The organism is Pseudoalteromonas undina, from assembly GCF_000238275.3.
Taxonomy (GTDB): Bacteria; Pseudomonadota; Gammaproteobacteria; order Enterobacterales; family Alteromonadaceae; genus Pseudoalteromonas; species Pseudoalteromonas undina.
The window spans coordinates 1,178,767-1,203,842 of the sequence record NZ_AHCF03000003.1 but is presented as its reverse complement, the minus strand read 5'-3'; the positions used below and the strand labels follow the sequence as shown (position 1 = coordinate 1,203,842).

The window sequence follows — 25,076 nt, the reverse complement described above, 5'->3', positions numbered from 1 at the left end:
TCCTTAATTTTTTTCGCAACTTAAATGATGTATAAGCTGTCGGCTTTGGTTTTTACTTGCATACCGGTCACTAATTCAACGTGAACATCGTCTTTGTTTACTTCAGTGATTACTGCATTAACAAGTGCTTGGCCAAGTTTAACTTTAACCTTGTTATTAACCTTGACCTCGCCTGCTGGTAAAGGTTCAACTTTTCCTGAACGCTTAGGCGCAGCGGCTTTTGCAGGCTTTGCTGCAGCCGATGAATTTTTAGCCGCGTTAGCTGGTTTCTTTTTGAAAGATTTTGCTTCTGAATCTTGACGAGGGCGTTGCTGCTTTTTACGCTTTGCCATTTTAGCACGGCTTTCTTCCAACGCTTTTTGTGCGTGGTCAATATGCTCTTGCTCAACTTTTTCGCCTTGATTTCCGTCAAGATCGATTCTAAATTCAGATTTAGTAACCGCTTCAAGGTAGCGCCAGTTAGATGTGTATTTTCTAAGTGCTTGACGAACTTGTGTCTTACTAACTTTTTCAGAGCCTTCAATACGCTCAGCGATATCTTTAAAAATACCTACTTTAAGCGGCTGAATGCCCTCTTTTTGTTTAAAACATTGTGGAAATTCTTGATATAAGAACTCCAATACTTCATTAATATCTTTTAGCTTGTTTGTGGTTTCCATTTTAGAACCTATTTAATCACATCTTTTCATCAAGGGCAGAATCAACATAGTGGATACACCAATCAGCTAACTCTTCAAAGTCAGCTTCAATCACAGCCATATCACCACGTAAATGTTCCCAAATACCATTTATAATTTCATCAATTGAATCACAGTCTAAATCATCAGGTAGACGATCCCATGCCATGTGAATCAAATCATTGAGCGTTTCCGCTACATGTTCTTCATCCCCTTCCCAATCACCAACATCTTGAACGGCAAAAAGGTAGTCTTGAACATTTAGCAAGTCTTTCATTACAGGCTAGCCTCTAAGCATTTTACAAGTGCTTCAAGCCCTGCTTGGTCATCAGTATCAAATCGGCCAATACTTGGGCTATCTATGTCTAGTACCGCAAATACAGATCCATTTTTCATGATAGGTACAACTATCTCAGAATTTGATGCTGCATCACAGGCTATATGACCGTCAAAAGCATGCACATCTGAAATTAATTGGGTTTGCTCGGCCGCCGCAGCAGTGCCACATACCCCTTTTCCTACTGGAATACGAATACAAGCTGGATTGCCTTGAAATGGACCAAGTACCAATTCTGATGGTGAATCCATAAAATAAAAGCCCGCCCAATTCACATCTTCTAAAGAGGTAAATAACAGCGCGCTTATATTTGCCATATTAGCAATTATGTTTGATTCACCGCCTATCAGCGATTCAGTTTGCTTAACTAATGACTGGTAAAAATCGTGCTTTTGCATACCAAACTACTTCTTATTAAACATACAGTAGCTAAAGGTACTCTTTGTCACTAAAAATTGAAACCTTTTGCGGGTAAAAAAAAGGAAATTACATGGTTTTACGACACACTTGATTAAATATTCCGCAATTAACTTTGTACCGATTTACGCAGGCCGAATAAAAACAGTCCAGCGGCAAACCCTGACATCACACTATTGATTAAAAAGATCTCGCCTGTAGTGGCGCTCAAAAGATAACTAAAAATAGCGCCACCCAGCAAGCCCAGTGTTAATACTCCAGAATAATTTACCTTAGAATACTTAAACATAAGTAAATAACCCGGCACAACAAACGCGGCCATAGTTAAACCCACTATGTGCGCGTTAGCAATAGCGGTCATTAATAGTCCTAAAAAAATAGAAACAGCGTCACCGCGCATAGTCAATGCGTAGTAAATCCCCAACATACTACCAATAATAACGGGAGATAATAATGAAAGTGCGACACTTTTTGCGAGTTGATGTTTCATTGTAAGATCCTTAACAAAAACATAAATCTTTAATTTCTAAGCATGCACTAAGAGCCAAAGCTTATAAATAGAGACTATGGTCGTATTTTTTAACTGAATATGCTTGGTTTTGAAAAAGATATAGCGAATATGAGGCACAAAAAAGCCCGCAAATAGCGGGCTTATCTGATAATGGTGGAGAGATAGGGATTTGAACCCTAGAGGGGCTATAAACCCCTGCCGGTTTTCAAGACCGGTGCATTCGACCACTCTGCCATCTCTCCGAAAGTGCATAAACTACAAGTAAGAGTGTACTCATAATTATTTTAATAAGGTGGTGGAGAGATAGGGATTTGAACCCTAGAGGGGCTATAAACCCCTGCCGGTTTTCAAGACCGGTGCATTCGACCACTCTGCCATCTCTCCGCACGGCCTGAATAATAGGGAAACCCTTGGGCTTTGTGAAGCTTTTTTTTCATTTTTTTGTTCAAGTGATTAAAAAACAACTAATTTGTTTAAACATAAAGCAATGAGAGCAAATCCTAACCGGCAAATGAACTTTTATTTAAATTTAGTTGTCTATTGATCTACAAAGGTTTGCCCAAACATATAAGAGTTGGTAATCTAATTTTAGTTAAATTACAGGAACTACTTAGTTTCACTTACAGGAGCTCTACAATGGCGTTTAATCAATCGTACAATACTGCAAAGCCGGTAATGTCGACCATTGAAACAAACAAAGTGCTTAAAAACACTTATTTCTTACTTGCAATGACACTTGCATTTAGTGCAGTCACTGCCGGTATTTCAATGGCACTGCAATTACCTTACTTTATGGGACTTGTATTCACACTAGTTTCATTTGGTCTACTTTTTGTTGTTAATAAAAAAGCAGATACAGCATCTGGTGTATTTTGGGTGTTTGCGTTTACAGGATTAATGGGAGCCGGCTTAGGCCCTCTACTAAATCACTACGCACAATTACCTAATGGCCCTATGCTAATTATGCAAGCGCTAGGTTCTACGGCGTTAATCTTCTTTGGTTTATCTGCTTATGCGCTTAACACTAAAAAAGACTTCTCATTCATGGGTGGCTTTTTAACTGTAGGCTTAATTGTGGTTATCGTGGCAAGTATTGTAAATATTTTCTTAGGTAGCTCGTTAATGTTTATGGTTCTAAACGCAGCAGTTGTATTAATCATGTCTGGCCTAATTTTGTTCGATACGAGCAGAATCATTAACGGCGGCGAAACAAATTATATCCGTGCAACTGTATCTTTATACCTTAGCGTATATAACCTATTTACTTCATTACTTGCCTTACTTGGCGCAAATAATGACTAATTAAATAGTTCTGTTAAAATAGCCCCTTTATTGGGGCTTTTTTATTGGAATAGTTTTGGCACGCTTTGTACTTTCTTTACATACTCCACCATCAGATCACGATACCACTCAACGTATTGTTAAGTTTGCTCATGCCTGCCTAGCGCAGGGACATAGCGTTGATGCGTTATTTTTATACCAAGATGGTATTTATCATGCTTCAACTCATTTTGAGTTAGCCTCAGATGAGTTAAGTACTCCCTCGCTTTGGCAGCAACTGGCTGAAAAAAATATAAACCTAATGTTATGCGTTACTGCGGCTGAAAAGCGAGGCTTAGATATAAAGAATACCGGCGCATTTGCTGTTGCAGGCTTAGCTGAATTTGCCATGCTGGCCAGTGAAGCAGATAAATGGATACAATTTAAATGATTAATGTACTCGTAATTAGTCAGTCAAGCCCATTTGATGATATGCATACCCGCGATGCACTTGATATGACCCTTATTTTTGCTGCCGTAGATCAAAATATTAGCTGGTTGTTTAGCGGCCCAGCTGTGTTAGCGCTTAAAAAAAACCAAAAGCCAAATAATTTAGGTATCAAAGATTTTTTTAAAAACATTAAAATGTTGGAAATCTATGATGTTGAAAATATTTACGTTTGTGAAAAGTCACTGATTGATTATGGTTTAAGTAAAAGTGAACTACTCATTGAGGCAAACATAGTAAACTTTAATGCCCAAAAACAGTTAATTCACAATCAGCAGCATGTGGTGACCCTATGAGTACTTTACATATTTTTTCAAAACCACTGAATTACTACAGTACACACAGCTTAGATAATCTAATTATGCTCACAGACAGTGTTTTACTCGTGGGTGACGCTTGCTTTGCAAAAGGGCAATATAGACAATTTGCTGACTCACTTTATATTTTAAAAGATGATGCAGAAGCTCGAGATATATCATTAAATATGAACGACAAAGCAATTAGCTATGATGAGTTTGTTACCCTCAGTTTAACTGCAAAACAATCAATTACTTGGTGAACCATGTTGGAATTTAATAATCAAACAATAGACACTGATAAACAAGGTTATTTGCTAGATCATACTGTTTGGTCAAAAGAGTTAGCCAATGTTATTGCAGAGCAAGAAAACATCACATTAACTGAGCAGCATTGGGAAGTTGTTAACTTTGTGCGAGAGTTTTATCTTGAATATAACACCAGTCCAGCCATTAGAATGTTAGTCAAAGCCATGGCTAAAGCACTCGGTGAGGATAAAGGGAACAGCATGTACTTATACAAACTTTTTCCTAAAGGGCCAGCCAAACAAGCAACTAAAATTGCGGGTTTACCTAAACCTGCACGGTGTATTTAATGAAGCATAAAACTGAACATTCGCCCTCCTCAAAGGGTAAGCGCAATACAGGCCGTACTTACTCTCGAAGTGGTATCAATAAAAGGACAGTAAAAAGACCAATAAAGCCGGCAATAGCGCAGAGCGATAAAAAAGTCATTTTATTTAATAAACCTTATGATGTTCTTTGCCAGTTCACTGACGATCAAAATAGGCAAACATTGGCTGATTTTATTCCTATAAAAGATGTTTACGCAGCAGGTCGTTTAGACAGGGACAGCGAAGGGTTGTTGTTATTAACAAACTGCGGCAAGTTACAAAATACGCTCACAGCGCCTGGTAAAAAAACCAACAAAACCTATTGGGTTCAGGTTGAAGGGACCCCAACACAAGCATCTATCGATGCTTTAAATAAAGGTGTCGAACTAAAAGATGGCATCACCTTACCCGCTGAAGTATCTTTAATGGATGAACCAGCGCTTTGGCCAAGGACTCCTCCAGTGCGAGAGCGTAAATCAATACCTACATCATGGCTAAGTATTACAATTAACGAAGGCAGAAACCGTCAAGTTAGACGTATGACAGCTCATGTTGGCCATCCTACTTTGCGTTTAATTCGCTACAGTATCGGTAAATACACGCTAGAGGGAATAAATAGCGGTCAATTCAAAGATATTGATAATTAACCATCAAGTTGCGTTAGGGTCTGTTGACCTTTCAAGGTTAAATTTGCAGCAGTCTGTTTGGTATTTAGGCAAGGCAAAGCCTATGTGGTGTGGTTATTCCCCATAAATAGGCGATAACGCAGCATCAATGCCAAACAGGCGCTGCCCTTTGGGTTCTGCCTAGGGGCGATTTACTCTTTGTTGCTCGGCTTTTACTTAGCCCACTAGGTTACAAACCTCGCGCCGCGATTAAACCGCCCCTAGTTTGAACAAATTTTAATCCGCAAAGGTCAACAGACCCTAATTATCTGTAGCTAAAGCAATACAATTTCTTCCTTGTTTTTTCGCGTAATAAAGTGCGTTATCCGCTTTTTTAAAAAATTGCGCATGATCGCTATCGTGTTCATGCTCTATGGTGTTTATTCCCATACTGACAGACAATATACCTGTAAAGCTGTCTTTGTGGGGAATGGCCATTTTTTCAATCGATTTTTGTATTTGTTCGGCAATAAATAATGCCCCTTGCTTACCTGTTTGAGGTAACAGCACGACAAACTCTTCTCCTCCGAATCGCGCTACAAAATCTTCTGGCCTGCAGACGGTTTCAGCTAATTTTTGCGCAACTTGAAATAAACATTTATCTCCTTCGAGATGACCATATCGGTCGTTATACTTTTTAAAATTATCGATATCAATAATGATCATCGAAAGCTCACGATGCTCGTTCGATAACTTGTTAAATTCAGACGTTAGTTTTTCATCAAAGCGCCGCCTGTTGGCTATTTTAGTGAGTGAGTCTAAAAACGCCATATCACTGAGTATTTCTTGAGTTTTTAAACGCTCAGTAGCATCGTTGAATATAGCAATAAATTCTCCTTCAACACTGATACCAGAAACTTGCATCACAATTTCACTGCCATCTTTACAAGAAATCCTGTAATCATTAGCTGGAATATCATCATTATTTTGATTGGCTTGCTCAAGTGACTCCTGCCATAACGTTTGTGCAAATGTTCTGTAATCTTTTTCAGGGTAGGCTAATTTCCACCAAACATTAAGATTAGGTACGTCTTGTAACGTGTAACCAAATACATCAATAAAACGTTGGTTCACTTTTAAAATATCACCAGTTACCATACAAACATCACATACCGGTAAGGGTAGAATCGTGAATAACCGCGCATAATGACTCAACTCATGCTTGCGCATAGGGTGTTGGGTAGTGCTTATAACATTATAGTCTTGTTCTTTGTTTTCACGTTCAAGCGATACATTCATTGAAGCGACAAAATGCCACTCTACCCACCATTTCTCTAACTGGCTTAAAATTGCCTTTTGTGATGATTTTAAAGAGCCTAAAGAGGATTCTATAAGCCTAAACAGCTCAACAATCGGATTAGGCTCTTGATAAAGATAGGGAGCTGGCACAGTTATAATGTCATAAAATAACTTATAAGCTGATTCTTTGAATTGCTGTAGTGAATAATCGTCTTCAAAAGTAAGATTTGACACCGTTTTTTCGGACGCATCCAGCACAAACGACTTAACCAAATGTGATTGCGAGGCGTAATTCATATATTCATTCCATTGATTATATTTTAGGTTATTTAAGTATTTACGTGTTTAGATACTAATTAAGATATGGTAGGTAATCTCAAATGTAAAGTTTTGTTAATGAAGAATAGCGCTACGTAATTAAATACGACAAAAGCAACTTACAAAGTATGAAGCCATCAATATAATTCATCCCTTTTCATTAGCCTAAAAATGAGTAAATTACACACCAAACTACGCCTTACTAACCATAGGATGGAAAAAGTTACAACAAAATCTATTCAATCCCCCATCCTCTCTTTAAGCACCAACAAAATACATGCTATAATCGCGGCCTTTCCAAGTTAACAGTAATCTGTATAAGCGAAATTATTCATGAGCGAAAATAGTCACATTAAAGTCATCGTTGGTATGTCCGGCGGTGTTGATTCTTCTGTATCTGCATATTTATTAAAACAGCAAGGCTACCAAGTAGAAGGCTTGTTTATGAAGAACTGGGAAGAAGATGACAATGATGAATATTGCGCTGCTGCTGAAGATTTAAAAGATGCACAAGCTGTATGTGACAAGTTAGGCATTGAACTTCATACCGTTAATTTTGCTGCTGAATACTGGGATAATGTATTTGAATACTTTTTAGCAGAATACAAAGCGGGTCGTACACCCAACCCAGATATAATGTGTAATAAAGAAATAAAATTTAAAGCGTTTTTAGAGTTTGCTGCGCAAGCACTTGGTGCTGATTTTATTGCAACTGGTCATTATGTGCGTCGAGAGCTACGCGATGACAAATACGTAATGTGCCGAGGCCTAGACGATAACAAAGATCAAAGCTACTTTTTGTATACACTAAGCCATGAGCATATTGCGCAAACACTATTTCCTGTCGGAGATATTGCCAAACCAGAAGTACGCCGCATTGCTGAAGAACAGGATTTAATTACCCATGATAAAAAAGACAGCACCGGCATTTGTTTCATTGGCGAGCGTAAATTCAAAGATTTTCTGCAAAAGTTTTTGCCTGCACAACCTGGAGTAATTGAAGACACCGATGGTAACAATGTAGGTGAGCATGAAGGCTTGATGTATCACACCCTTGGCCAGCGTAAAGGTTTATTAATTGGTGGCATGAAAGAAGGCTCGGGCGAACCATGGTACGTGGTAGATAAAGATATAGAACGAAATGTTCTTGTTGTTGGTCAAGGTAAAGATCACCCTCGCTTGTACAGTAACGGCCTTAATGCAAACCAATTACACTGGGTAGATCGTGTTGGCCCGCAAGGTACAACTCGCTGCACCGTTAAAACTCGCTACCGTCAAGAAGACTTAAGCTGTACATTACTCGTTGGAGAAGATGGTATGGCACGCGTATTGTTCGATGAGCCGCAAAAAGCCGTTACCCCAGGACAATCCGCCGTATTTTACGCTGATGAAGTCTGTTTAGGCGGTGGTATTATTGATTCGGTGATTAAGTAATGAATCAACATCAAGTCATGGCACTTGCTGCCATGTGCCAAGTAGCAAAACAAGTACAAAAGGTTGCTCAATACGGTCGTTGTGATGAACATGACTTATCAACGTTGTTATCAAGTATTGTGCAAACCTCACCCGCCTCTCCTGAGGATGTATACCAAGGCACACAAAATTTGCGTGATGGCTATAAAACATTAATGGCACAACTAAGTGCCGGTGCTCAAAAAGATGTTGAAATAGTTAAATACGTGGGTGGCTTAATGCAGTTAGAGCGAGCCCTTAGTGCCAATAGTAAGAGCCTCAATGAATTAGGTAAACGTATTGATGATATTCATCGTCGTTTAGATCATTTTGCTATTACCGATGACAGTGTTGTTGCCGGTTTAGCAGATATATACTCGTCGGTGCTAAGCCCCCTTGGGCACCGAATCCAGGTTTATGGTAAACCCGAGTTATTAAAACAGCAGCTCACTCAAAACAAAATCCGTGCGTTACTTTTAGCCGGCATTCGTAGTGCAGTATTATGGCGTCAAATGGGCGGCAAACGTCGTCATTTCTTTTTTTGCAAAAAGAAAAATTCTCGCCATTGCTAAAACAAAAATTTAATTATCGTTCAAACTAAAATTTAGGAGTTATTATGGAGCTTTCAGCGTTAACGGCTATCTCTCCGGTTGATGGTCGCTACGGCAGCAAAACCACTGAACTACGCAGTATTTTTAGCGAATTTGGATTAATCAAATACCGCGTAACCGTTGAAGTGCGTTGGTTGCAAGCGTTAGCTGCAGCAAGCGATATAAAAGAAGTCCCAGCTTTAAGCGAGCAAGCAAACGGACTATTAAATGCTATCGTCGATAACTTCTGTGAAGCCGATGCGCAGCGTGTTAAAGACATTGAACGCACCACTAACCATGATGTAAAAGCCGTAGAGTACCTACTAAAAGAAAAAGTAGCTGATAACGCTGAATTACATGCCATTAATGAATTTATTCACTTTGCATGTACATCTGAAGATATTAATAATCTATCTCACGGTTTAATGTTAAGTGAAGCACGTAACAATGTTATCTTACCTTATTGCGATGAGCTATTAAGCGCAATTAAAGAAAAAGCGGTTCAATACAAAGCCATTCCAATGATGACTCGTACGCATGGGCAACCTGCAACCCCATCAACTATGGGTAAAGAGTTTGCAAACGTATACATGCGTTTAAAGCGTCAACGTGATCAAATTGCCCAAGTAGAAATGCTAGGCAAAGTAAATGGTGCTGTAGGTAACTACAATGCCCACCTAAGTGCTTACCCTGATTACGACTGGCATACTCACGCAGATAAATTTGTAGCTAGCCTAGGTTTAACACTTAACCCGTTTACCACACAAATTGAACCGCATGACTACATTGCAGAACTATTTGATGCTATTGCGCGTTTTAATACTATATTGCTCGATTTTGACCGCGATATGTGGGGATACATTGCGCTTAATCACTTCAAGCAAAAAACCATTGCTGGTGAAATTGGCTCATCAACTATGCCACATAAAGTTAACCCTATTGATTTTGAAAACTCAGAAGGTAACTTAGGTTTAGCTAATGCCATATTAGGTCACTTAGCGCAAAAGCTGCCTGTTTCTCGTTGGCAACGTGATTTAACTGACTCAACCGTATTACGTAATTTAGGTGTAGGTATGGGTTATGCTGTTATTGCATACCAATCTACACTTAAAGGTGTAAGCAAGCTAGAAGTTAACGAACAACGTTTAGCCGATGAGCTTGACCAAAACTGGGAGCTACTAGCAGAGCCAATCCAAACAGTAATGCGTAAATACGGCATTGAAAAGCCATATGAAAAGCTAAAAGATTTAACGCGTGGTAAACGTGTAAATCAAGAAATTATGGCTGATTTCATTGATGGTTTAGATTTACCAGACGCTGCAAAAGCAGAAATGAAAAAGCTAACCCCAGCCAACTACATTGGTCGCGCTGTTGAGTTTATTGATGATTTAGTTTAATTACTCAAATCTACTAATAAAAAGCGAAAGGTACCTGCCTTTCGCTTTTTTCATTTAGGTCTTAACGTTATAGGCATTCTATGTATCAATTAAAAATAAATGAATTATCTGAGCAAGCGTTTTTAAATCAATATTGGCAAAAAAAGCCACTGTTAATCAAAAGAGGTTTTAGCGACTTTGAAGACCCTCTTGATGCCAATGAACTGGCAGGCCTTGCCATGGAAGACAGCATAGAGTCGCGTATTATAACCAACCATAACCAGCAATGGCAGTCCCATCAAGGGCCGTTTGAAGATTTTGAAATACTCACCGATGAGCACGCTACTTTATTAGTGCAAGCAGTCGATCATTGGCACCCAGAAGCCGCACAATTGCTTGAGCCATTTCGTTTTATTCCTAACTGGCGTATAGATGATTTAATGATCAGCTACTCAACCCCTGGCGGTGGTGTTGGACCACACTTAGATCAATATGATGTATTTATTATTCAAGGAGAAGGCAAACGCCATTGGCGAGTAGGCTTACCTGATGCCTCATTAAAGCAGTTTGCTCAAAATAAAAGCTTGCTACAAGTTGAAGCTTTCACTGCAGTGATTGATTGCGTTTTAGAGCCAGGTGACATTTTGTACATACCACCAGGTTGTCCACATGAAGGCTATGCCATTGAAAATGCTTTAAACTACTCGGTCGGATTTAGAGCCCCTAATCAACAAGATTTACTGTCTAGCTTTGCAGATCATATTATTGACACAGAAAGCGGTCAAAAACGTTACACGGATCATACCCTCGCGCTACGTGATTCAAAAGGTGAGCTTACGCAAAGCGAAGTTGATAAAGTAAAAACGTTAATGCAGGCTTTAATAGAAAACGACAGCTTATTTAAAAATTGGTTGGGAAACACATTAAGTCAACCTAAGCATGATATGGATTTAGCGCCTGAAGAAAACCCGTTTAGTACAGCTGAAATTATACAACAACTTGAAAATGATGTGACATTTGAGCGTCTTGGTGGCACGCGTGCAATTTACCAATGCATAGGTGATGAGCTGCTTTTAAGTGTTAATGGCGAAAACTACCCTTTACCGCTATCTGATTTAGAGGCTGTAAAACAGCTAACTGATTTTATTGAATTTGATAGCAGCTTGCTGAATTCAACCACACCTAGCCTAGATTTTATCGAAACCTTTACTACACTGGTTAATGAGGGTATTTGGTTTAGCTAGGAGGAGGCTATGGTTTATACTGTTGACAAAGTTGATTGGCAAAGTGAAAAAGATCAACTTCAACAAATAAGAGAGCGTGTTTTTGTTTACGAATTACATATTCCAAAGAATATTGAATTTGATAGCTTAGATGCGCTCGCTCAACATATTCTGGTTACCGATAATATGCACTCACCTGTTGCCACAGGTCGATTATGTAATGATGGTTTAATAGGAAGAATTGCCGTACTACCCCAGCACCGCAATCGCAACGTTTATAAATCTCTACTTAATTTCATTGTAAAGCTTGCCGCAGAGCAAGGTATTGAGGCTGTCAGTATTAACTGTATTTTAAATGAAGTAGAACGATTCAAAAATAACGGCTTTACTGTGCAAGGGCACGTTTTTATGGAAGCAGGCATTCCAAGACAGAGAATGGAATGCCCCATCACATGCTTTGAAACACGGCCATTTACTTTAGTGCATTAACCAAAAAACGAGCCATTTGGCTCGTTTTTTACTTTATTCTTGTCGGTAATCTTTGAAGAACCGCTGCATTTTCATCATCGCACTGCTTAAATCATCTTTATTAGGTAAAAACACCAATCTAAAATGATCGGGGTCTGGCCAGTTAAAAGCGCGCCCATGTACTAATAATATTTTTTCTGCCTTTAACAAGTCAAACATCATTTGTTCATCATTTTTAATATTAAACAATTTTGTATCAACTTTGGGAAATGCATACAGCGCCCCTTTTGGCTTTTTACAGCTTATCCCCTCAATTGCATTTAATCCACGCCAAGCAATATCTCGTTGCTCGTATAAGCGGCCTCCGGGGTCAATTAAGCTATCAATGGATTGTACCCCACCCAATGCTTGCTGAATGGCATATTGAGCAGGGACGTTTGCGCATAAACGCATTGAGGCAAGAATATCGAGGCCTTTAATTAAATCTGTCATTAAGGCAGTGCGCCCGCTTAGCACCATCCAACCCATTCTAAGACCAGCGGCGCGATATGTCTTAGCTAAACCGTTAAACGTAATAATGGGAATATCGTCGCACAATGCACCAATAGAAGTATGGGTAACGCCGTCGTACAGAATTTTCTCGTATATTTCGTCACTTAACAGTAAAAGCTTGTGCTCTCGGGCAATGTTGATCAATTCTTCAAGCAAGGCATCACTGTACACTGCCCCTGTTGGATTATTAGGGTTTATTAACACCAATGCTTTAGTTTTCGAGGTGATTTTGCTTTTAATATCATCAATATCAGGAAACCAATCTTGCTCTTCATCACATAAATAGTGAACAGGGTTACCGCCTGCTAACTTTACCGACGCAGTCCAAAGCGGATAATCGGGTGCAGGAATTAATACTTCATCGTCATTATTTAACAACGCTTGAGTGACCATTTGAATCAGTTCACTCACACCGTTACCAATGTAAATATTATCAACGTCTAAGTTGTGTAAACCACGCTGTTGGTAATGCTGATAAATAGCAACACGCGCAGAGTAAAGCCCTTTAGAATCACAATAGCCTTGAGCAGAATATAAATTACGAATAATGTCGCGGTGCATATCTTCTGGCATATCAAAACCAAACGCCGCGGGGTTACCAATATTAAGCTTAAGTACTTTTTGGCCCTCATCTTCCATTTTTTTAGCTTGCACTAAAACGGGGCCACGGATGTCATAACAGACGCCGTCTAATTTATGACTCTTTTTTATTTCTGACATTGTTACCTCTAAAGAGCAAGTTAGCCTTAAGACTAACTCAGTAAAGCCGTGAATTACTAGGGGAAATTAAGCGCTTAAAACTGAAAAAAATTCACGTTAACACTTTATTCTGTTCTTCATTAAACGGGTTTATCGCTGAGCGTGCCACTCATTTAATTTTGCTTGCGAGCCAGTAACTTGCGCCATTAAATTATTTGCTGCATCAACAGCCTGCTCGTCATTCCCATTATTTAAATTATATTCAATTAAACGTGCTACCTCGGCTAAACTTGCCGCTCCAAATTGAGCCGCATTTGACTTAAGGCTATGAGAATGGCGAATTGCAGCCTCTTTATCTTGGCCTAGCGCTGCAATAGTTTCGTTCCCTAAGCGCTCAAATTCCGCACAACAAAATTCCAGCGTATCTGGAAATTGTTCACCTAATAGCGATTCCATACTTTCTAAAGCGGATTCGTCGATACTGATTTCTGTCATATTGATGCCCTATAATGCGTTCCTGCAATTTATATTTCATCTCTTACTCTATATCTAAGCACAAAAAAAACCAACTTTATTAATGCAAAAATGTATAATTAAGTTAAATGTATTAATCGAATGGTTAGCTTATGGCACGTGCCCTTTGTGAACAATGTAATTTTTCGCTAAGCACCTGTATTTGCAATGCAATCACCTGTGTTGATAATCAAACTCAGGTTGTTGTGTTACAGCACCCCAGTGAAGCAAAAATTAGTAAAAATACGGCACAGTTATTGGCATTAAGTTTAACGCGATGCAAAATAATTATAGGCGAAAATAATCAAGATTTTGCTTGCTTGCAAAAGCTGCCGCTCAGCTCGACGGTGTTACTCTATCCAAACGAGGACGCAATTGAGTTAGATGTAGCTAATGACAATGAAAACGTGCGACCCATTACACATTTAATAGTGCTCGATGGTACATGGAATAAAGCCTTTAAAATTTTGCAATTAACCCCACTATTACAAAAGTTTAAAACAGTAAGCTTTCGCCAAATTCCCACGAACCGTTATACTATTCGTAAAGCCCCAAGAGCAGATAGCTTGTCAACGCTAGAGGCCGTAGCGCATAGTTTATCGCTTATTGAAGCACTCAATCCGGCGCCGTTGTATGATTTATTAGATGAATTAATTACCAAACAAACCCAACATATGCCCGCTCACGTAAAAGCACGTTACCTGTAATTAAAAATGAAATAACCAATGCGTAATACCCCTTCTCGATTAAAGCGTGGATTTTCACGCCAAGGCCCTGACTATCGTTTTGACGACCAAGTTGATTTTAGCGATATTAGAACGACTTTTGGTTTTCGTTCGATGGTAGTTGGTAAATGGGTGACTAAAGAAGAGCGATTTATTAGTGCCAATCTAATTTATGATGCGCTAGCTGATTTAGCGCAAATTTTACATTTACCGCCAACAGCAATTGGCCTTCGCGGTAAGCTTAACTTTGCCTTTGGTCACGGTGGGCAAAAAGGCGTGCAAGCACACTATAATGCTTACGATCAAACTCTCGCACTGGCAAAAAACGCAGGCGGCGGTGCTTTAGCCCATGAGTGGTTTCATGCATTTGATCATCATATTAGTGAGCATTTATTTAAATCAAAAACCCGCTTTGGTTTCGCCTCTAAGTTATGGTTATCAAACTCTCCTGATTTGAGCCATCCACTTAATGATGCACTTAATCAATTTTATAAGCAGGTATTTTTAGAACAAAACGGTGAAGATGCGAATGAATTTGTACAACGCTGTATCGCGTTTGATAAGAAGCAAAAGCAACAATACATGAGTATGCCAGAGGAGCTTGCAGCTCGTTGTTTTGAAGCATGTATAAACCAGCATCAAACAATCAAAAACAGTTTCTTAGTCAGCGGGTTAAGTAATAATAGTTTAATTTATCCTGAGTTAAAGCACACATTACACGCCAATGAAGCACTTAACCATTATTTTCAACTATTAGGTTATGTGCTTCATCAACAAACATAGTAATCGTTTCTAAAAATCAGAATTACTATTTATCATCACTGATACGACTTGCCACCGCGCTATTCTGATCTTTATATTTTGCATCAACACGGGTGTTATACGGGTTTTCACATGGACCGGTGAGCGTTTCAAAGCTCATTGCACCAATCTTCATCATGGGTCTAAGTGCAAGTGGCAGTTTACCCGAGTTATAAAACTCTAAAACAATATTACCACTCCAACCAGGGTCGATTCTGTGTGCGGTTACATGCACCATTAAACCTAAACGTGCCAGCGACGAACGCCCATCTAACCAGCCAACAATATCTGCAGGTAGGGTTACTTTTTCATAGGTTATTGCTAATGCAAGCTCGCCGGGGTGTAAAAAGAATGCTTCGCCTTCATCTAGTACAATTTCGTCGCTCATAATTGATTCTAAGGCTTTATTAAGCTGATCTTTTGGACCACTTAAGTCAACAAAAGCGGCATTATGGGCATGAAAAGTTCTAAACTTATTACCCAAACGAAGATCCGCAGTCACCCCAGAAATCATTTCACTGGTCGGGGCGGGCTCAATAACAATGCGCCCGTCGTTTAAATATTCTTTTATATGTGTATCTGAAAGTCTCATTTTTAATCTTCCGTAATCACAACTTCAATCGCGTTGTGATGTTGTTGATAATAAAGCGTACTGGCGATGAGCCGTGCGGCTGCACTGTAAGTTTCACTTATAGCTGCATTTGCATCATTGGCAATCAATTTACCTTGTTCAGAGGATTCTCTGATATTAATCGCAAGCGGAATATGTGAAAGCACAGGAACACCATGCTTCAAGGCTAACTTTTGTGCGCCACCTTTACCGAATACATGATTAGCTTCACCGCAATGCCCGCAAATGTAATGGCTCATATTTTCAATTAAACCAAGCACTGGCACGTTTACTTTATTAAACATAGCAATGCCTTTTTGCGCATCTGCCAACGCTAAGTCTTGTGGCGTTGTAACAATTACAGTGCCACTGGCAGGTACTTTTTGGCTCATGGTTAATTGAATATCGCCAGTGCCTGGAGGCATATCGACGATTAAGTAATCAAGCTCACCCCAATCGGTTTCATTTAATAGCTGACTAAGCGCGCCTGAGGCCATAGGACCGCGCCATACAGTTGCATCGTCGCTAGGCACTAAAAAGCCTATAGATTGCGCTTTAATACCGCTGGCATCAAATGGTTGTAATTGTTTGTTGTCTTTAGTGACAGGCTCACTGCCTACCAAACCTAACAACATAGGAATAGACGGACCATAAATGTCGGCATCTAAAATGCCTACTTTAGCGCCCTCGTTTTTAAGCGAACCGGCAAGATTTACAGCCGTAGTAGATTTGCCTACCCCGCCTTTGCCTGAGGCCACTAAAATAATGTGCTTTATGGCTTTAAATTTCGCAGGCTCTTTAAGTGCCACAACCGCACTTACATTTACCTCGATTTTAAGTCGCTCAGTTAAAAATTTAGCAACATGCGGCATTTCAGATTGCGCGGCAAAAGGAAGAGTGAGTTTAACAATAATTGATTTATCGGTGTTTTGAGTAATATCAGCAATAAAATCTTGCTCAATACCCACAGCAAAAGCGGCACTGCGATAGGCCGCTAAAGCAGAAATAATCGGTTGTTTTTGCACCGATTTAGCAGAGAATAGTTTCGACAGTCCAAACATAGCAATAAAATAGCGTTTCTTTGATGAAAAGTGCCACGGAATTATGTAACATTCAGGGCATTAACACCAGTCAATTAGTAAATATCAATAAGCAGTGTACTCTGTTACTACCGCGCTTATCGATAATGTAATAATTTTCATCTGTTCCTAGCTAGGAACGCTTAATTTGGAATGATTATGGCACAGCGAAAGATCCTGATTACTAGCGCATTACCTTATGCCAATGGCCCTACCCATTTGGGGCATTTATTAGAGTATATTCAAACTGATATTTGGTCGCGTTTTCAAAAACTACAAGGCCACGAAGCATACTACGTGTGCGCCGATGATGCTCATGGCACACCTATTATGCTTAATGCGCAAAAGCAAGGGATCACGCCAGAGGAAATGGTTAAAAACGTTAGCATAGAACGCCAACGCGATTTTGCTGATTTTAATATCAAATTTGATAATTACCACAGCACTCACAGCCAAGAAAATAAAGAATTTAGTGAGCTTATTTATAACCGCCTTAACGATGCCGGTCATATTAAAAAGCACACTATTTCTCAGTTATTCGATCCAGAAAAAGGTATTTTTCTGCCAGACCGCTTTGTTACTGGCACCTGCCCTACCTGTAAATCAGAAGATCAAAACGGTGATAGCTGTGATGCCTGTGGCGCAACTTATAGCCCAACAGAGCTAATCAACCCACGCTCTGTCATGTCGGGTGCTGAGCCTATTTTAAAAGATTCTGAGCATTACTTTTTTGACTTACCAGCCTTTGAAGGCATGCTTAAAGAATGGCTACACTCAGGCACAATCCAGCAAGAAATGGCGAACAAGCTAGATGAGTGGTTTGCCGATGGTCTTCAGCAATGGGACATTAGCCGTGATGCACCTTATTTTGGTTTTGAAATTCCAAACGCACCAGGTAAATATTTTTACGTATGGCTAGATGCGCCTATTGGTTATATGGCGAGCTTTAAAAACTTATGTGACAAACAAGGCATCGACTTTGATGCGTTTTGGCAAGAAGGGTCTGACGCTGAGCTTTATCATTTTATTGGTAAAGACATCATCTATTTCCACAGCCTTTTTTGGCCTGCGATGTTAGAAGGCGCTCAATTTAGAAAGCCTACTAACGTATTTGCCCATGGATTTGTTACTGTTAATGGCGCGAAAATGTCTAAATCAAAAGGCACGTTTATTAAAGCGCGTACTTATTTAGATAACCTAGATCCTGAATTTTTACGTTATTACTACGCAGCTAAACTAAACAGTGGAATCACCGATTTAGACTTAAACCTTGAAGATTTTGCACAGCGTGTAAATTCAGACTTAGTGGGTAAAGTAGTTAATATTGCGAGCCGTTGTGCTGGCTTTATTACTAAAAAGTTTGACGGTAAGTTAAGCGACACAATTATGGAACCACAACTGCTTGCTGAATTTCAAAATGCCTCAGCCACTATTACTGAACATTACGAAAATCGTGAATACAGCCGCGCAATCCGTGAAATTATGGCGCTTGCTGATAAAGCAAATCAATTTATTGATAATGCTGCGCCTTGGGTGCTTATTAAAGACGAGTCTAAGCAAGAAGAAGCGCATCAAGTATGTTCGTTAGGACTTAACCTATTTCGCGTGCTGATCACTTACTTGAAGCCTGTACTACCTGGTATGGCAACAAATGTTGAAGCCTTTTTAAATGATGAGCTTACATGGCAAGGTGTGCAAACTGCACTAATAAGCCACCCTATCAATAAATTTAAGCCGTTAATGCAACGTGTTGAAATGGACAAAGTGAATAAAATGGTTGAAGAATCAAAAGAAAGCTTAATCGCTGAAAAAGACAAAATCGATCCTAATAGCCCACTGGCAAAAGAGCCTATCGCAGCTGAGATTGAATTTGATGACTTTGCAAAAGTAGATTTACGCGTTGCTAAAATTGCTAAAGCAGAGCACGTAGAAGGTGCTGACAAACTGCTTAAGTTAACTCTTGATTTAGGCGGCGAAACACGCCAAGTATTTGCAGGCATTAAATCAGCCTACGCACCAGAAGACATCGAAGGAAAGCTAACTGTGATGGTTGCTAACCTTAAACCACGTAAAATGCGCTTTGGAATGTCTGAAGGCATGGTACTTGCCGCAGGCCCTGGCGGTAAAGAAATATACATTCTTAACCCAGACGATGGTTCAGAGCCTGGTATGCGAGTAATGTAAACTCTGCGCTAGTTTAAAAAAGCCGCTAAATATTTAGCGGCTTTTTTATTGTTGACGTTATTTAGCTAAGGCGACTACTTTTGCCAAATGAATCACTAAGCATTGGGAGCTAATATAGATAAACCAATTTATATAGCGCACCTGAGGATAAAAACCTTGCCCTTGGTTACCATAAATCCAAAAAGCACCAATAATGGCATCGGCCAATGCAGCTAGTAAAAGCCCTAAGCTCACCCACATTATTGGTTTGGGCGCATGAAACCCACCATAAGCAATAACCAACATAAGGCCCATAAGCGCCACGGCAGTTACCACCACACTATAAACGCCGGTCATAGCTAAAATAGGTATACCAGCGCCATCAAGATACATAGAAGCGAGTGACGTAGCACTTATCACCAGTACAACAAGCATAAAAAGTATGCTTTTTAATTGCGATATAGCTTGCTGCCTTTTATAGGCCAACACACAGGCTAAAAATAAAAGGCTGTAGCCAGGTGCAAAAAATAAAATTGAATCAATTAAGTAGTCATGCTTTATTAACGTTGCATAGCGATGATAGTGCTGGGATAGGTTAAAGTTAATCACATCCCCTACTGTGCACAGCATTAAAGCTGCGCTACATAGAACCGCTATAAAGCGTAACTGCTTATCTTTAAACTGATGAAATACCCAAGCAGAAATTGCCACACTATTAAACATCAGCAAACACAGCGAGCTCACTGTTAAGAACAATAAAATTTCTTTATTGTTAGGTGTAAAAAGTCCTATCAACATCACAACCAAAGCGCATAGCCAAGCAATAAAGGAAATAACCTGATGAGGGTGTTTTATAGTTATGTAATTGATTGCACTATCCAAGTTTGAAATTCATAAATTTAATTTAGCAAATTATTATCGCTTAGGGTTTATTTTTTTTATGCCCCGTTTGCATTTCTTTTTGTGTTTTTAGCCGACATTGTGCCAACTGCTCAAGTCGAATAGTTTTAATTGCCGCCAAGGGGTCATCAGCACTAAGTCCACCAGCATCATAGGTGTTTTGTTGATTTATTACTTTATTATCATCTTGTTTAGTATACATATTATTCTCACTTGGGACCGTTTATCGATTTTAGCCACGGTACATCGAATAAAAAAGTGCTGAAACACTGTACGATTTAGTTGAAAAATACCTGATACTCTATATATTAGTAGTTACTAATATTGAGGGGGTATTATGCGCATTATTTTACTTTTTTCCAGTTTATTTATTTCATCCGCTGCTTTTGCTAACAATGTTGACGATGCGCGCAAAACTATTAAGGCATTTTCAACTGATTTAAAACAGATACTGGTTAGCACCATGCAACAAAATGGACCTATAGCGGCGATTAGTGTATGTAATACAGCCGCACCCGCTATCACTCCACAACACAGCAATAGTGCATGGCAAATTAGCCGCAGTGCGTTAAAAACACGTAACCCAGATAATCAACCCGATGAATGGTTAAGAAATGTTTTATTAAATTTTGAACAACGTAAGCTCAATGGCGAGCCTATAGCAAAAATAGAACACCAAACACAAAGGTCAGATGGCTGGTATTTTATAAAAGCGATCCCCACTCAAAAGGCGTGTTTAGCATGTCATGGCAGTGACATTGCACCTGAAGTTGCTAAAAAAATAGCCGCTTTGTACCCTAGCGATCAAGCAACAAATTTCAAACAGGGTGATATTCGTGGTGCCTTTATCGTTAAAAAGCCGATTAAAAAGCACCAACAGTAATTACGTCATTGAGCATTCGCTGCGTTTCGTTTTCTGTGGGCAACATATAAAGTATACGGCAACATTACGAGCTGATTTAATATGATAGCTAATATCAGCGCAAACAATAATGCACTGGTGGTTAAAGGGATCCCTAACTTAAAGTTATCAAGTGTATTTTGTAATCTTTCGAAACGATCAGGGGAGAATATATACAGCAATTTTTGCACTAAATTACCTTGCTCAAATAGCTTCATACCTTGATTTAAGTCTGCGAATAGCATCAAGGTTTGCTGTTTTTGTTCTGCATCGGCTCTGACACTCGGTTCCGTGTTTTCTAAATGACGGTTTATCATTGCTTGTGTGCTAGAAAATTTATATTGCTTTGCTGTATCTGCATAGCCATCAACTTGCCACTTGGTCGCATGATACAAGCCCGCTAAATGTTGTTGGTAATGATCACTTAGCTGCGGTAGTTGCAATGCAATAATAAAAGCGCAAGCAAATATTAATTTATCGAACATGTTAACGATCATCATAATCCTTTGTGCTGCTCTAATTTAAACAGATGGATGGTGTTACTATGCTATACCATTTACTTAGCTAAGTGACTTACTTTTTATGTAGATAAATTTTATCGAGAAAAAGGTAAACAGTCTTTCAGCTCGTAAAAAATAATCCTTAACGTGATAAATGGTAGTATAAGTATGATTTAAATAGCAAAGCGCTAAGTTTTTATTGATCACCTTAATGTTTACCTGTTGCTACAATAGCAACATTTCTGTAGATAAAACCCAGTGAATAGCTGAAATACTTACTAGAACGAGCATAAAGTATTAATAGCTAATTCTAAATGCCCTCTTTAATACTAGTGATTTTTACACTATATTAAAAGATAATTAAGCGTCTGTTAATATTGAGAAAGAGTTTGTGGAAGCGAATAAAAATAATACCACTGTTGAAGAGAAAGCAACTGAAGATCAAAAAAAGTTTTTCCTCGATTTACTTCCAGGGAAATTAATTGATATACAATTTAACAATCCTATTCAGGTTCGCTTTAAACTCACTTTAATCGGCTACGACACCGGTAAATATTTAATATTAAAATACCCTGCTCAAGCAGGTAAAAACGACTACAGCGATATTTTAGTTGAAGGTAATGGCGCCATTGTTCGTTATATCATCGAAGATGAGCGCGGTGAATGTGTGGCTTTTTCTACAAGTATATTAGCGATTTCATTTCGCCCTGAACGGTTAATTTATCTAGCGTACCCTAAAAAAATCGAAAGCCGTCAATTACGCGAAACTAGCAGGCTACCGACTCATATTCCAGCTAAAATAAGTTTACACAAAGGTGATATAGACGCCGATAGTAAGAGCTTATTGCATGGGTTAATTATTGATATTTCACCCAGTGGCTGCCGTTTTGCGATACATGTGAGCTCTGGATTTGTAGCGCTAAAAAAACGCCAAGTATTTGTGCATATTTTGTCACCGATAGACAATAAGTCTGTCATAGTCACGTCCTATATCAGAAATAATCAAATGAAGGGGAATCGCCTTAGTGTTGGTATCGAGTTCGATGCATCAGAGCAAACTAAGCTGAATGAGCTACTCGAAGCGTATTCAATTGATATAGATTAGAAAAATCACAAACGAATTAAGGCTAAAACCTTGTGGTTAGCCTTGCTAACAGCAGTTCTATTACTCTAAAGGTTTTAAAAATCTCTCTGCTCTAGGTAAATAATAGTTATCGTAATCAAGCGATACAATCACACGCTCGGCTTTACCTAGTAATTCATCACGTGGGATGAGCCCTATTACTCTAGAATCTGCACTATTATCACGGTTATCACCCATGGCTAAATAGTAGTGTTCAGGAATTGTTATTTCATCAAAGCTCGATAAACGTGATGGTGTATTACTAACGCGGATTGAATGCTTATAACCATTTAAGTTTTCTATTTTATCTAAAGAAGTCGGATTACTTTGCAAATGTGTGTAATTAAGCTTTTCGCCGTTGATTATAAGTTCATTATTTTTAAGTACAATAGTATCTCCAGGTACACCTATTACTCGCTTAATCAAACGGTTATCCGCTACTTTCGAGTCAAATACAATAATATCGCCAGTTTGTGGGTCCCCCATTCTCAACAGGGATACATGCGTAAATGGTATACGTAAATCATACGCCATTTTATCGGTAAGGATTCGATCGCCTTCTTCAATAGTCGGTTTCATTGAACCTGTTGGTACTTCATACCAATCGGCGACGGCACTTCTAAACACACTCATTAAAATAATGAATACAATTAAAGAACGATTATTTTTCCAAAATTTATAAAGTCGCTTCATGTTTTGTCTCTGCTATGGGTTAAGTATTTATTTGACTGTATAAACGCAGAGCCGTTCAAAGGAGTGTGTAACAAAACATGTTTAATGATAGAGACATGTATAAAACATGTCTCTAAAGGTGGTTTACTGCTGATTTAACTTGTCTTTCGCTTCTTGTACTTTTGCAAAATCAAGACCTAATTCATCAGTGGCTTCTTTAATCAAATGCGGTTGAGTCATCACCACAGCCATTAGTTGCTGAAGCTTTTCAGGTGGTATACCCAGCTCTTGCACTAATGCCATAGCCATCATTGGGTTTTGGGTAAATGCTTCAAACAACGCAGCTACTTTTTCATCACTAACGTTGTGCTCTTTTAATATTGCAATAATTGGATTCATTATTTGCCTTAATATTTTATAGTGTTCACTAAATTATATGGGCGCACAGCCTAATTAACAATATTAATCCCGCTGTGCTTGCTTATATCATTCAACCAGTAGCACAACTTTACCTGAGTTTTCATTACCCTCTAAAATGGCATGAGCCTCACTGGCTTGCTGCCATGACATGGTTTTATAAATATTAAAGTCATAGTTCTGATTGGCAATATCATCATAAAAACGCGCGACAAAGGCATCTCTCAGAGCCCGTTTAAACTCAATACTGCGATTACGTAGCGTTGATGCATGAAACGAAATCCGCTTTTGTAATAAACGTGCAAAGTCTACCTCTGCAAAGCGCCCGTCTAAAAATGCCAGCATAATAATCTGACAATCCACTGCGGCCACTATGGCATTTTTATTTAAATAGCTACCAGAAACAGGGTCAACAATTGCGTTTGCAGTTAGCTCATTTGATTTCATATACTCAACAAAATCAGTGGTTTTATAATTAATTACGTGGTCAGCACCCAACCTTTTAGCATGTTCACACTTTTCATCCGAACCCGCGGTAATCACTACTTGTGCACCAGCACTTTTTGCCATTTGAATAGCAGCCCCACCAACACCACTGGCACCGGCATGAATAAGCGCCGTTTGCCCTGATTGTAACTTGCCTAATTCAAATAGCGCACCAAAGGCTGTTAAATACACTTCGCTTATAGCGGCACCTTGCGCCATAGAGATATGATCGGGCAATATCATTAACTGCTGCGAATCTACTGCGACGTATTCACTGTAAGCGCCACCAGCACATAAAGTAAAAATACGCTTACCGAGCCATTTAGGGTCTACCTCACTGCCAAGCTCACACACGGTGCCTGCACACTCAAGTCCTAAAATAGGGCTATCCCCTTCAGGGGCAGGATACTTACCTTGACGCTGCATACAATCAGCGCGGTTAACCCCAATCGCTGCCACTTTTACCAGCACTTCATTATTGTTTACCTTCGGTTTATCGGTTTTCGAAAACGCTAACTGCTGCTCATGATGTGAAATGTACCGCATAAGTCTCCTTGTATTGGGTTTATTTGATTTTTCGCCACACTTCGGCTTCAACTAGCTGGCCATTTTCTGTAAGAGAATGATGCCACAAATTCCCTTCAACTTTATAATCAAAAGCCATGGTTTTACCCATCAATGATGCAATATTGCCATACTCAAAGGTTTCAATAAATTGCCCATCGGTTAATTGGTACTGGCCACCACCAGCATAACTAAATTGGCCATTTTTTTCTGTGATATAGCTAAAGTGTGTTGCTGTTACTAATTTGATTGAAGTTATCTCTGGGGCTTTAGCGCTGACAAACCCATCTTCTACCGCGTATTTTCCTTGAACAAACTCCCACGTACCTAATAGGGGATTGGCAAATACAGAGTATGGCAATAAAACTAAGCAAGCGAATATAGTAAATTTCATCATAATCCTTATCGTGTTAACTGTGC

General features: G+C 39.2%; 31 protein-coding genes, 2 tRNA genes and 1 pseudogene. 16 read left to right on the top strand and 18 right to left on the bottom strand.

Annotation, left to right across the window (positions count from 1 at the left end):
* Nucleotides 1-20: 20 nt before the first annotated feature.
* The 6 genes from proQ to PUND_RS09240 all read right to left on the bottom strand — a co-directional run bounded on the left by proQ (nucleotide 21) and on the right by PUND_RS09240 (nucleotide 2,326).
* Nucleotides 21-659 (bottom strand): RNA chaperone ProQ, encoded by a 639-nt coding sequence (gene proQ, locus PUND_RS09265; RefSeq protein WP_010390161.1) that lies wholly within the window; start codon nucleotides 657-659, stop codon nucleotides 21-23.
* A gap of 16 nt (nucleotides 660-675) precedes the next feature.
* Nucleotides 676-954 (bottom strand): hypothetical protein, encoded by a 279-nt coding sequence (locus PUND_RS09260; RefSeq protein WP_010390163.1) that lies wholly within the window; start codon nucleotides 952-954, stop codon nucleotides 676-678.
* A complete protein-coding gene (locus PUND_RS09255; protein WP_010390165.1) occupies nucleotides 954-1,412 on the bottom strand; it encodes a GAF domain-containing protein in 459 nt (152 codons plus the stop codon). The genes PUND_RS09260 and PUND_RS09255 overlap by 1 nt, the downstream gene beginning before the upstream one ends.
* A gap of 128 nt (nucleotides 1,413-1,540) precedes the next feature.
* On the bottom strand, nucleotides 1,541-1,921 hold the full coding sequence (locus tag PUND_RS09250) for a hypothetical protein (RefSeq protein ID WP_008112036.1): 381 nt from the start codon (nucleotides 1,919-1,921) through the stop codon (nucleotides 1,541-1,543).
* 172 nt (nucleotides 1,922-2,093) lie between these two features.
* Nucleotides 2,094-2,184 (bottom strand) — tRNA-Ser (locus tag PUND_RS09245).
* A gap of 51 nt (nucleotides 2,185-2,235) precedes the next feature.
* Nucleotides 2,236-2,326 (bottom strand) — tRNA-Ser (locus PUND_RS09240).
* A gap of 252 nt (nucleotides 2,327-2,578) precedes the next feature.
* Here PUND_RS09240 and PUND_RS09235 point away from each other — a divergent pair.
* The 6 genes from PUND_RS09235 to PUND_RS09210 are packed head-to-tail and all read left to right on the top strand — an operon-like array spanning nucleotide 2,579 to nucleotide 5,267.
* Nucleotides 2,579-3,244, top strand: a complete 666-nt coding sequence (locus PUND_RS09235) for a Bax inhibitor-1/YccA family protein (RefSeq protein WP_008112034.1) — start codon at nucleotides 2,579-2,581, stop codon at nucleotides 3,242-3,244.
* Nucleotides 3,245-3,299: 55 nt separating this feature from the next.
* Nucleotides 3,300-3,653 carry a sulfurtransferase complex subunit TusD gene (gene tusD / locus PUND_RS09230; RefSeq protein ID WP_010390168.1) on the top strand — a complete coding sequence of 118 codons (354 nt, stop codon included), beginning with the start codon at nucleotides 3,300-3,302 and terminating at the stop codon, nucleotides 3,651-3,653.
* Entirely contained in the window at nucleotides 3,650-4,006 is a 357-nt protein-coding gene (gene tusC, locus PUND_RS09225; RefSeq protein WP_010390169.1) for a sulfurtransferase complex subunit TusC, read from the top strand. Before tusD ends, tusC begins: the two co-directional genes overlap by 4 nt.
* Nucleotides 4,003-4,269, top strand: coding sequence for a DsrH/TusB family sulfur metabolism protein (locus tag PUND_RS09220; protein ID WP_010390171.1), 267 nt, complete (start codon nucleotides 4,003-4,005; stop codon nucleotides 4,267-4,269). The genes tusC and PUND_RS09220 overlap by 4 nt, the downstream gene beginning before the upstream one ends.
* A gap of 3 nt (nucleotides 4,270-4,272) precedes the next feature.
* Nucleotides 4,273-4,602 carry a TusE/DsrC/DsvC family sulfur relay protein gene (locus PUND_RS09215; RefSeq protein WP_010390172.1) on the top strand — a complete coding sequence of 110 codons (330 nt, stop codon included), beginning with the start codon at nucleotides 4,273-4,275 and terminating at the stop codon, nucleotides 4,600-4,602.
* Nucleotides 4,602-5,267, top strand: a complete 666-nt coding sequence (locus tag PUND_RS09210) for a pseudouridine synthase (protein WP_010390173.1) — start codon at nucleotides 4,602-4,604, stop codon at nucleotides 5,265-5,267. The genes PUND_RS09215 and PUND_RS09210 overlap by 1 nt, the downstream gene beginning before the upstream one ends.
* A 279-nt stretch (nucleotides 5,268-5,546) precedes the next feature.
* Here PUND_RS09210 and PUND_RS09205 read toward each other — a convergent pair whose 3' ends face one another.
* Nucleotides 5,547-6,821, bottom strand: coding sequence for a sensor domain-containing diguanylate cyclase (locus tag PUND_RS09205; RefSeq protein WP_010390174.1), 1,275 nt, complete (start codon nucleotides 6,819-6,821; stop codon nucleotides 5,547-5,549).
* A 354-nt stretch (nucleotides 6,822-7,175) separates the two neighbouring features.
* Between PUND_RS09205 and mnmA the strand changes: the two genes are divergently transcribed.
* The 5 genes and pseudogenes from mnmA to PUND_RS09180 all read left to right on the top strand — a co-directional run bounded on the left by mnmA (nucleotide 7,176) and on the right by PUND_RS09180 (nucleotide 11,972).
* Entirely contained in the window at nucleotides 7,176-8,276 is a 1,101-nt protein-coding gene (mnmA, locus tag PUND_RS09200; RefSeq protein WP_010390175.1) for a tRNA 2-thiouridine(34) synthase MnmA, read from the top strand.
* Nucleotides 8,276-8,879: pseudogene (hflD, locus tag PUND_RS09195) on the top strand (high frequency lysogenization protein HflD). Before mnmA ends, hflD begins: the two are co-directional and overlap by 1 nt.
* Before the next feature lie 31 nt (nucleotides 8,880-8,910).
* Nucleotides 8,911-10,281 carry an adenylosuccinate lyase gene (gene purB / locus PUND_RS09190; protein WP_010390178.1) on the top strand — a complete coding sequence of 457 codons (1,371 nt, stop codon included), beginning with the start codon at nucleotides 8,911-8,913 and terminating at the stop codon, nucleotides 10,279-10,281.
* An 80-nt stretch (nucleotides 10,282-10,361) separates the two neighbouring features.
* Complete coding sequence (locus PUND_RS09185; protein ID WP_010390179.1) at nucleotides 10,362-11,504, top strand: ribosomal protein uL16 3-hydroxylase; 1,143 nt, start codon at nucleotides 10,362-10,364, stop codon at nucleotides 11,502-11,504.
* A gap of 9 nt (nucleotides 11,505-11,513) precedes the next feature.
* On the top strand, nucleotides 11,514-11,972 hold the full coding sequence (locus PUND_RS09180) for a GNAT family N-acetyltransferase (protein ID WP_010390180.1): 459 nt from the start codon (nucleotides 11,514-11,516) through the stop codon (nucleotides 11,970-11,972).
* 33 nt (nucleotides 11,973-12,005) lie between these two features.
* Here PUND_RS09180 and PUND_RS09175 read toward each other — a convergent pair whose 3' ends face one another.
* Nucleotides 12,006-13,223, bottom strand: a complete 1,218-nt coding sequence (locus tag PUND_RS09175) for a pyridoxal phosphate-dependent aminotransferase (RefSeq protein WP_010390182.1) — start codon at nucleotides 13,221-13,223, stop codon at nucleotides 12,006-12,008.
* A 129-nt stretch (nucleotides 13,224-13,352) separates the two neighbouring features.
* Complete coding sequence (locus tag PUND_RS09170) at nucleotides 13,353-13,697, bottom strand: Hpt domain-containing protein (protein WP_010390183.1); 345 nt, start codon at nucleotides 13,695-13,697, stop codon at nucleotides 13,353-13,355.
* Nucleotides 13,698-13,828: 131 nt separating this feature from the next.
* Here PUND_RS09170 and PUND_RS09165 point away from each other — a divergent pair, with 131 nt between their 5' ends.
* Nucleotides 13,829-14,422 (top strand): tRNA-uridine aminocarboxypropyltransferase, encoded by a 594-nt coding sequence (locus tag PUND_RS09165; RefSeq protein WP_010390184.1) that lies wholly within the window; start codon nucleotides 13,829-13,831, stop codon nucleotides 14,420-14,422.
* Between the two features lie 18 nt (nucleotides 14,423-14,440).
* The gene (locus PUND_RS09160; RefSeq protein ID WP_010390185.1) at nucleotides 14,441-15,223 is read left to right on the top strand and encodes a CLCA_X family protein; all 783 of its coding nucleotides are present in this window, start codon (nucleotides 14,441-14,443) and stop codon (nucleotides 15,221-15,223) included.
* 25 nt (nucleotides 15,224-15,248) lie between these two features.
* Here PUND_RS09160 and dcd read toward each other — a convergent pair whose 3' ends face one another.
* A complete protein-coding gene (gene dcd, locus PUND_RS09155) occupies nucleotides 15,249-15,833 on the bottom strand; it encodes a dCTP deaminase (RefSeq protein WP_010390186.1) in 585 nt (194 codons plus the stop codon).
* 2 nt (nucleotides 15,834-15,835) lie between these two features.
* On the bottom strand, nucleotides 15,836-16,912 hold the full coding sequence (apbC, locus tag PUND_RS09150) for an iron-sulfur cluster carrier protein ApbC (RefSeq protein ID WP_010390188.1): 1,077 nt from the start codon (nucleotides 16,910-16,912) through the stop codon (nucleotides 15,836-15,838).
* Between the two features lie 177 nt (nucleotides 16,913-17,089).
* Here apbC and metG point away from each other — a divergent pair, with 177 nt between their 5' ends.
* Nucleotides 17,090-19,114 carry a methionine--tRNA ligase gene (gene metG, locus PUND_RS09145; RefSeq protein WP_041708923.1) on the top strand — a complete coding sequence of 675 codons (2,025 nt, stop codon included), beginning with the start codon at nucleotides 17,090-17,092 and terminating at the stop codon, nucleotides 19,112-19,114.
* 57 nt (nucleotides 19,115-19,171) lie between these two features.
* Here metG and PUND_RS09140 read toward each other — a convergent pair whose 3' ends face one another.
* Both PUND_RS09140 and PUND_RS09135 read right to left on the bottom strand, forming a co-directional pair.
* Entirely contained in the window at nucleotides 19,172-19,849 is a 678-nt protein-coding gene (locus PUND_RS09140) for a hypothetical protein (RefSeq protein WP_240539507.1), read from the bottom strand.
* A gap of 166 nt (nucleotides 19,850-20,015) precedes the next feature.
* A complete protein-coding gene (locus PUND_RS09135; RefSeq protein WP_010390192.1) occupies nucleotides 20,016-20,195 on the bottom strand; it encodes a hypothetical protein in 180 nt (59 codons plus the stop codon).
* Between the two features lie 135 nt (nucleotides 20,196-20,330).
* Here PUND_RS09135 and PUND_RS09130 point away from each other — a divergent pair, with 135 nt between their 5' ends.
* The gene (locus PUND_RS09130) at nucleotides 20,331-20,876 is read left to right on the top strand and encodes a Tll0287-like domain-containing protein (protein ID WP_010390193.1); all 546 of its coding nucleotides are present in this window, start codon (nucleotides 20,331-20,333) and stop codon (nucleotides 20,874-20,876) included.
* A 5-nt stretch (nucleotides 20,877-20,881) separates the two neighbouring features.
* Here PUND_RS09130 and PUND_RS09125 read toward each other — a convergent pair whose 3' ends face one another.
* Nucleotides 20,882-21,391 (bottom strand): DUF2937 family protein, encoded by a 510-nt coding sequence (locus tag PUND_RS09125; RefSeq protein WP_010390194.1) that lies wholly within the window; start codon nucleotides 21,389-21,391, stop codon nucleotides 20,882-20,884.
* Between the two features lie 394 nt (nucleotides 21,392-21,785).
* On the opposite strand from PUND_RS09125, the gene PUND_RS09120 reads away from it, so the two are divergent.
* Entirely contained in the window at nucleotides 21,786-22,499 is a 714-nt protein-coding gene (locus PUND_RS09120) for a flagellar brake domain-containing protein (protein WP_010390195.1), read from the top strand.
* A gap of 60 nt (nucleotides 22,500-22,559) precedes the next feature.
* Here the strand turns inward: PUND_RS09120 and lepB are convergent, their stop codons facing one another.
* From lepB to PUND_RS09100, 4 genes are all read right to left on the bottom strand, one after another.
* On the bottom strand, nucleotides 22,560-23,210 hold the full coding sequence (lepB, locus tag PUND_RS09115) for a signal peptidase I (RefSeq protein WP_010390197.1): 651 nt from the start codon (nucleotides 23,208-23,210) through the stop codon (nucleotides 22,560-22,562).
* Between the two features lie 123 nt (nucleotides 23,211-23,333).
* Nucleotides 23,334-23,588: a DUF2999 family protein gene (locus PUND_RS09110; protein ID WP_008113615.1), complete on the bottom strand. Its 255-nt coding sequence runs from the start codon at nucleotides 23,586-23,588 to the stop codon at nucleotides 23,334-23,336.
* 87 nt (nucleotides 23,589-23,675) lie between these two features.
* On the bottom strand, nucleotides 23,676-24,638 hold the full coding sequence (locus PUND_RS09105; protein ID WP_010390198.1) for a zinc-binding dehydrogenase: 963 nt from the start codon (nucleotides 24,636-24,638) through the stop codon (nucleotides 23,676-23,678).
* A gap of 19 nt (nucleotides 24,639-24,657) precedes the next feature.
* Nucleotides 24,658-25,050 carry a hypothetical protein gene (locus PUND_RS09100; protein ID WP_010390199.1) on the bottom strand — a complete coding sequence of 131 codons (393 nt, stop codon included), beginning with the start codon at nucleotides 25,048-25,050 and terminating at the stop codon, nucleotides 24,658-24,660.
* Nucleotides 25,051-25,076 lie beyond the last annotated feature (26 nt).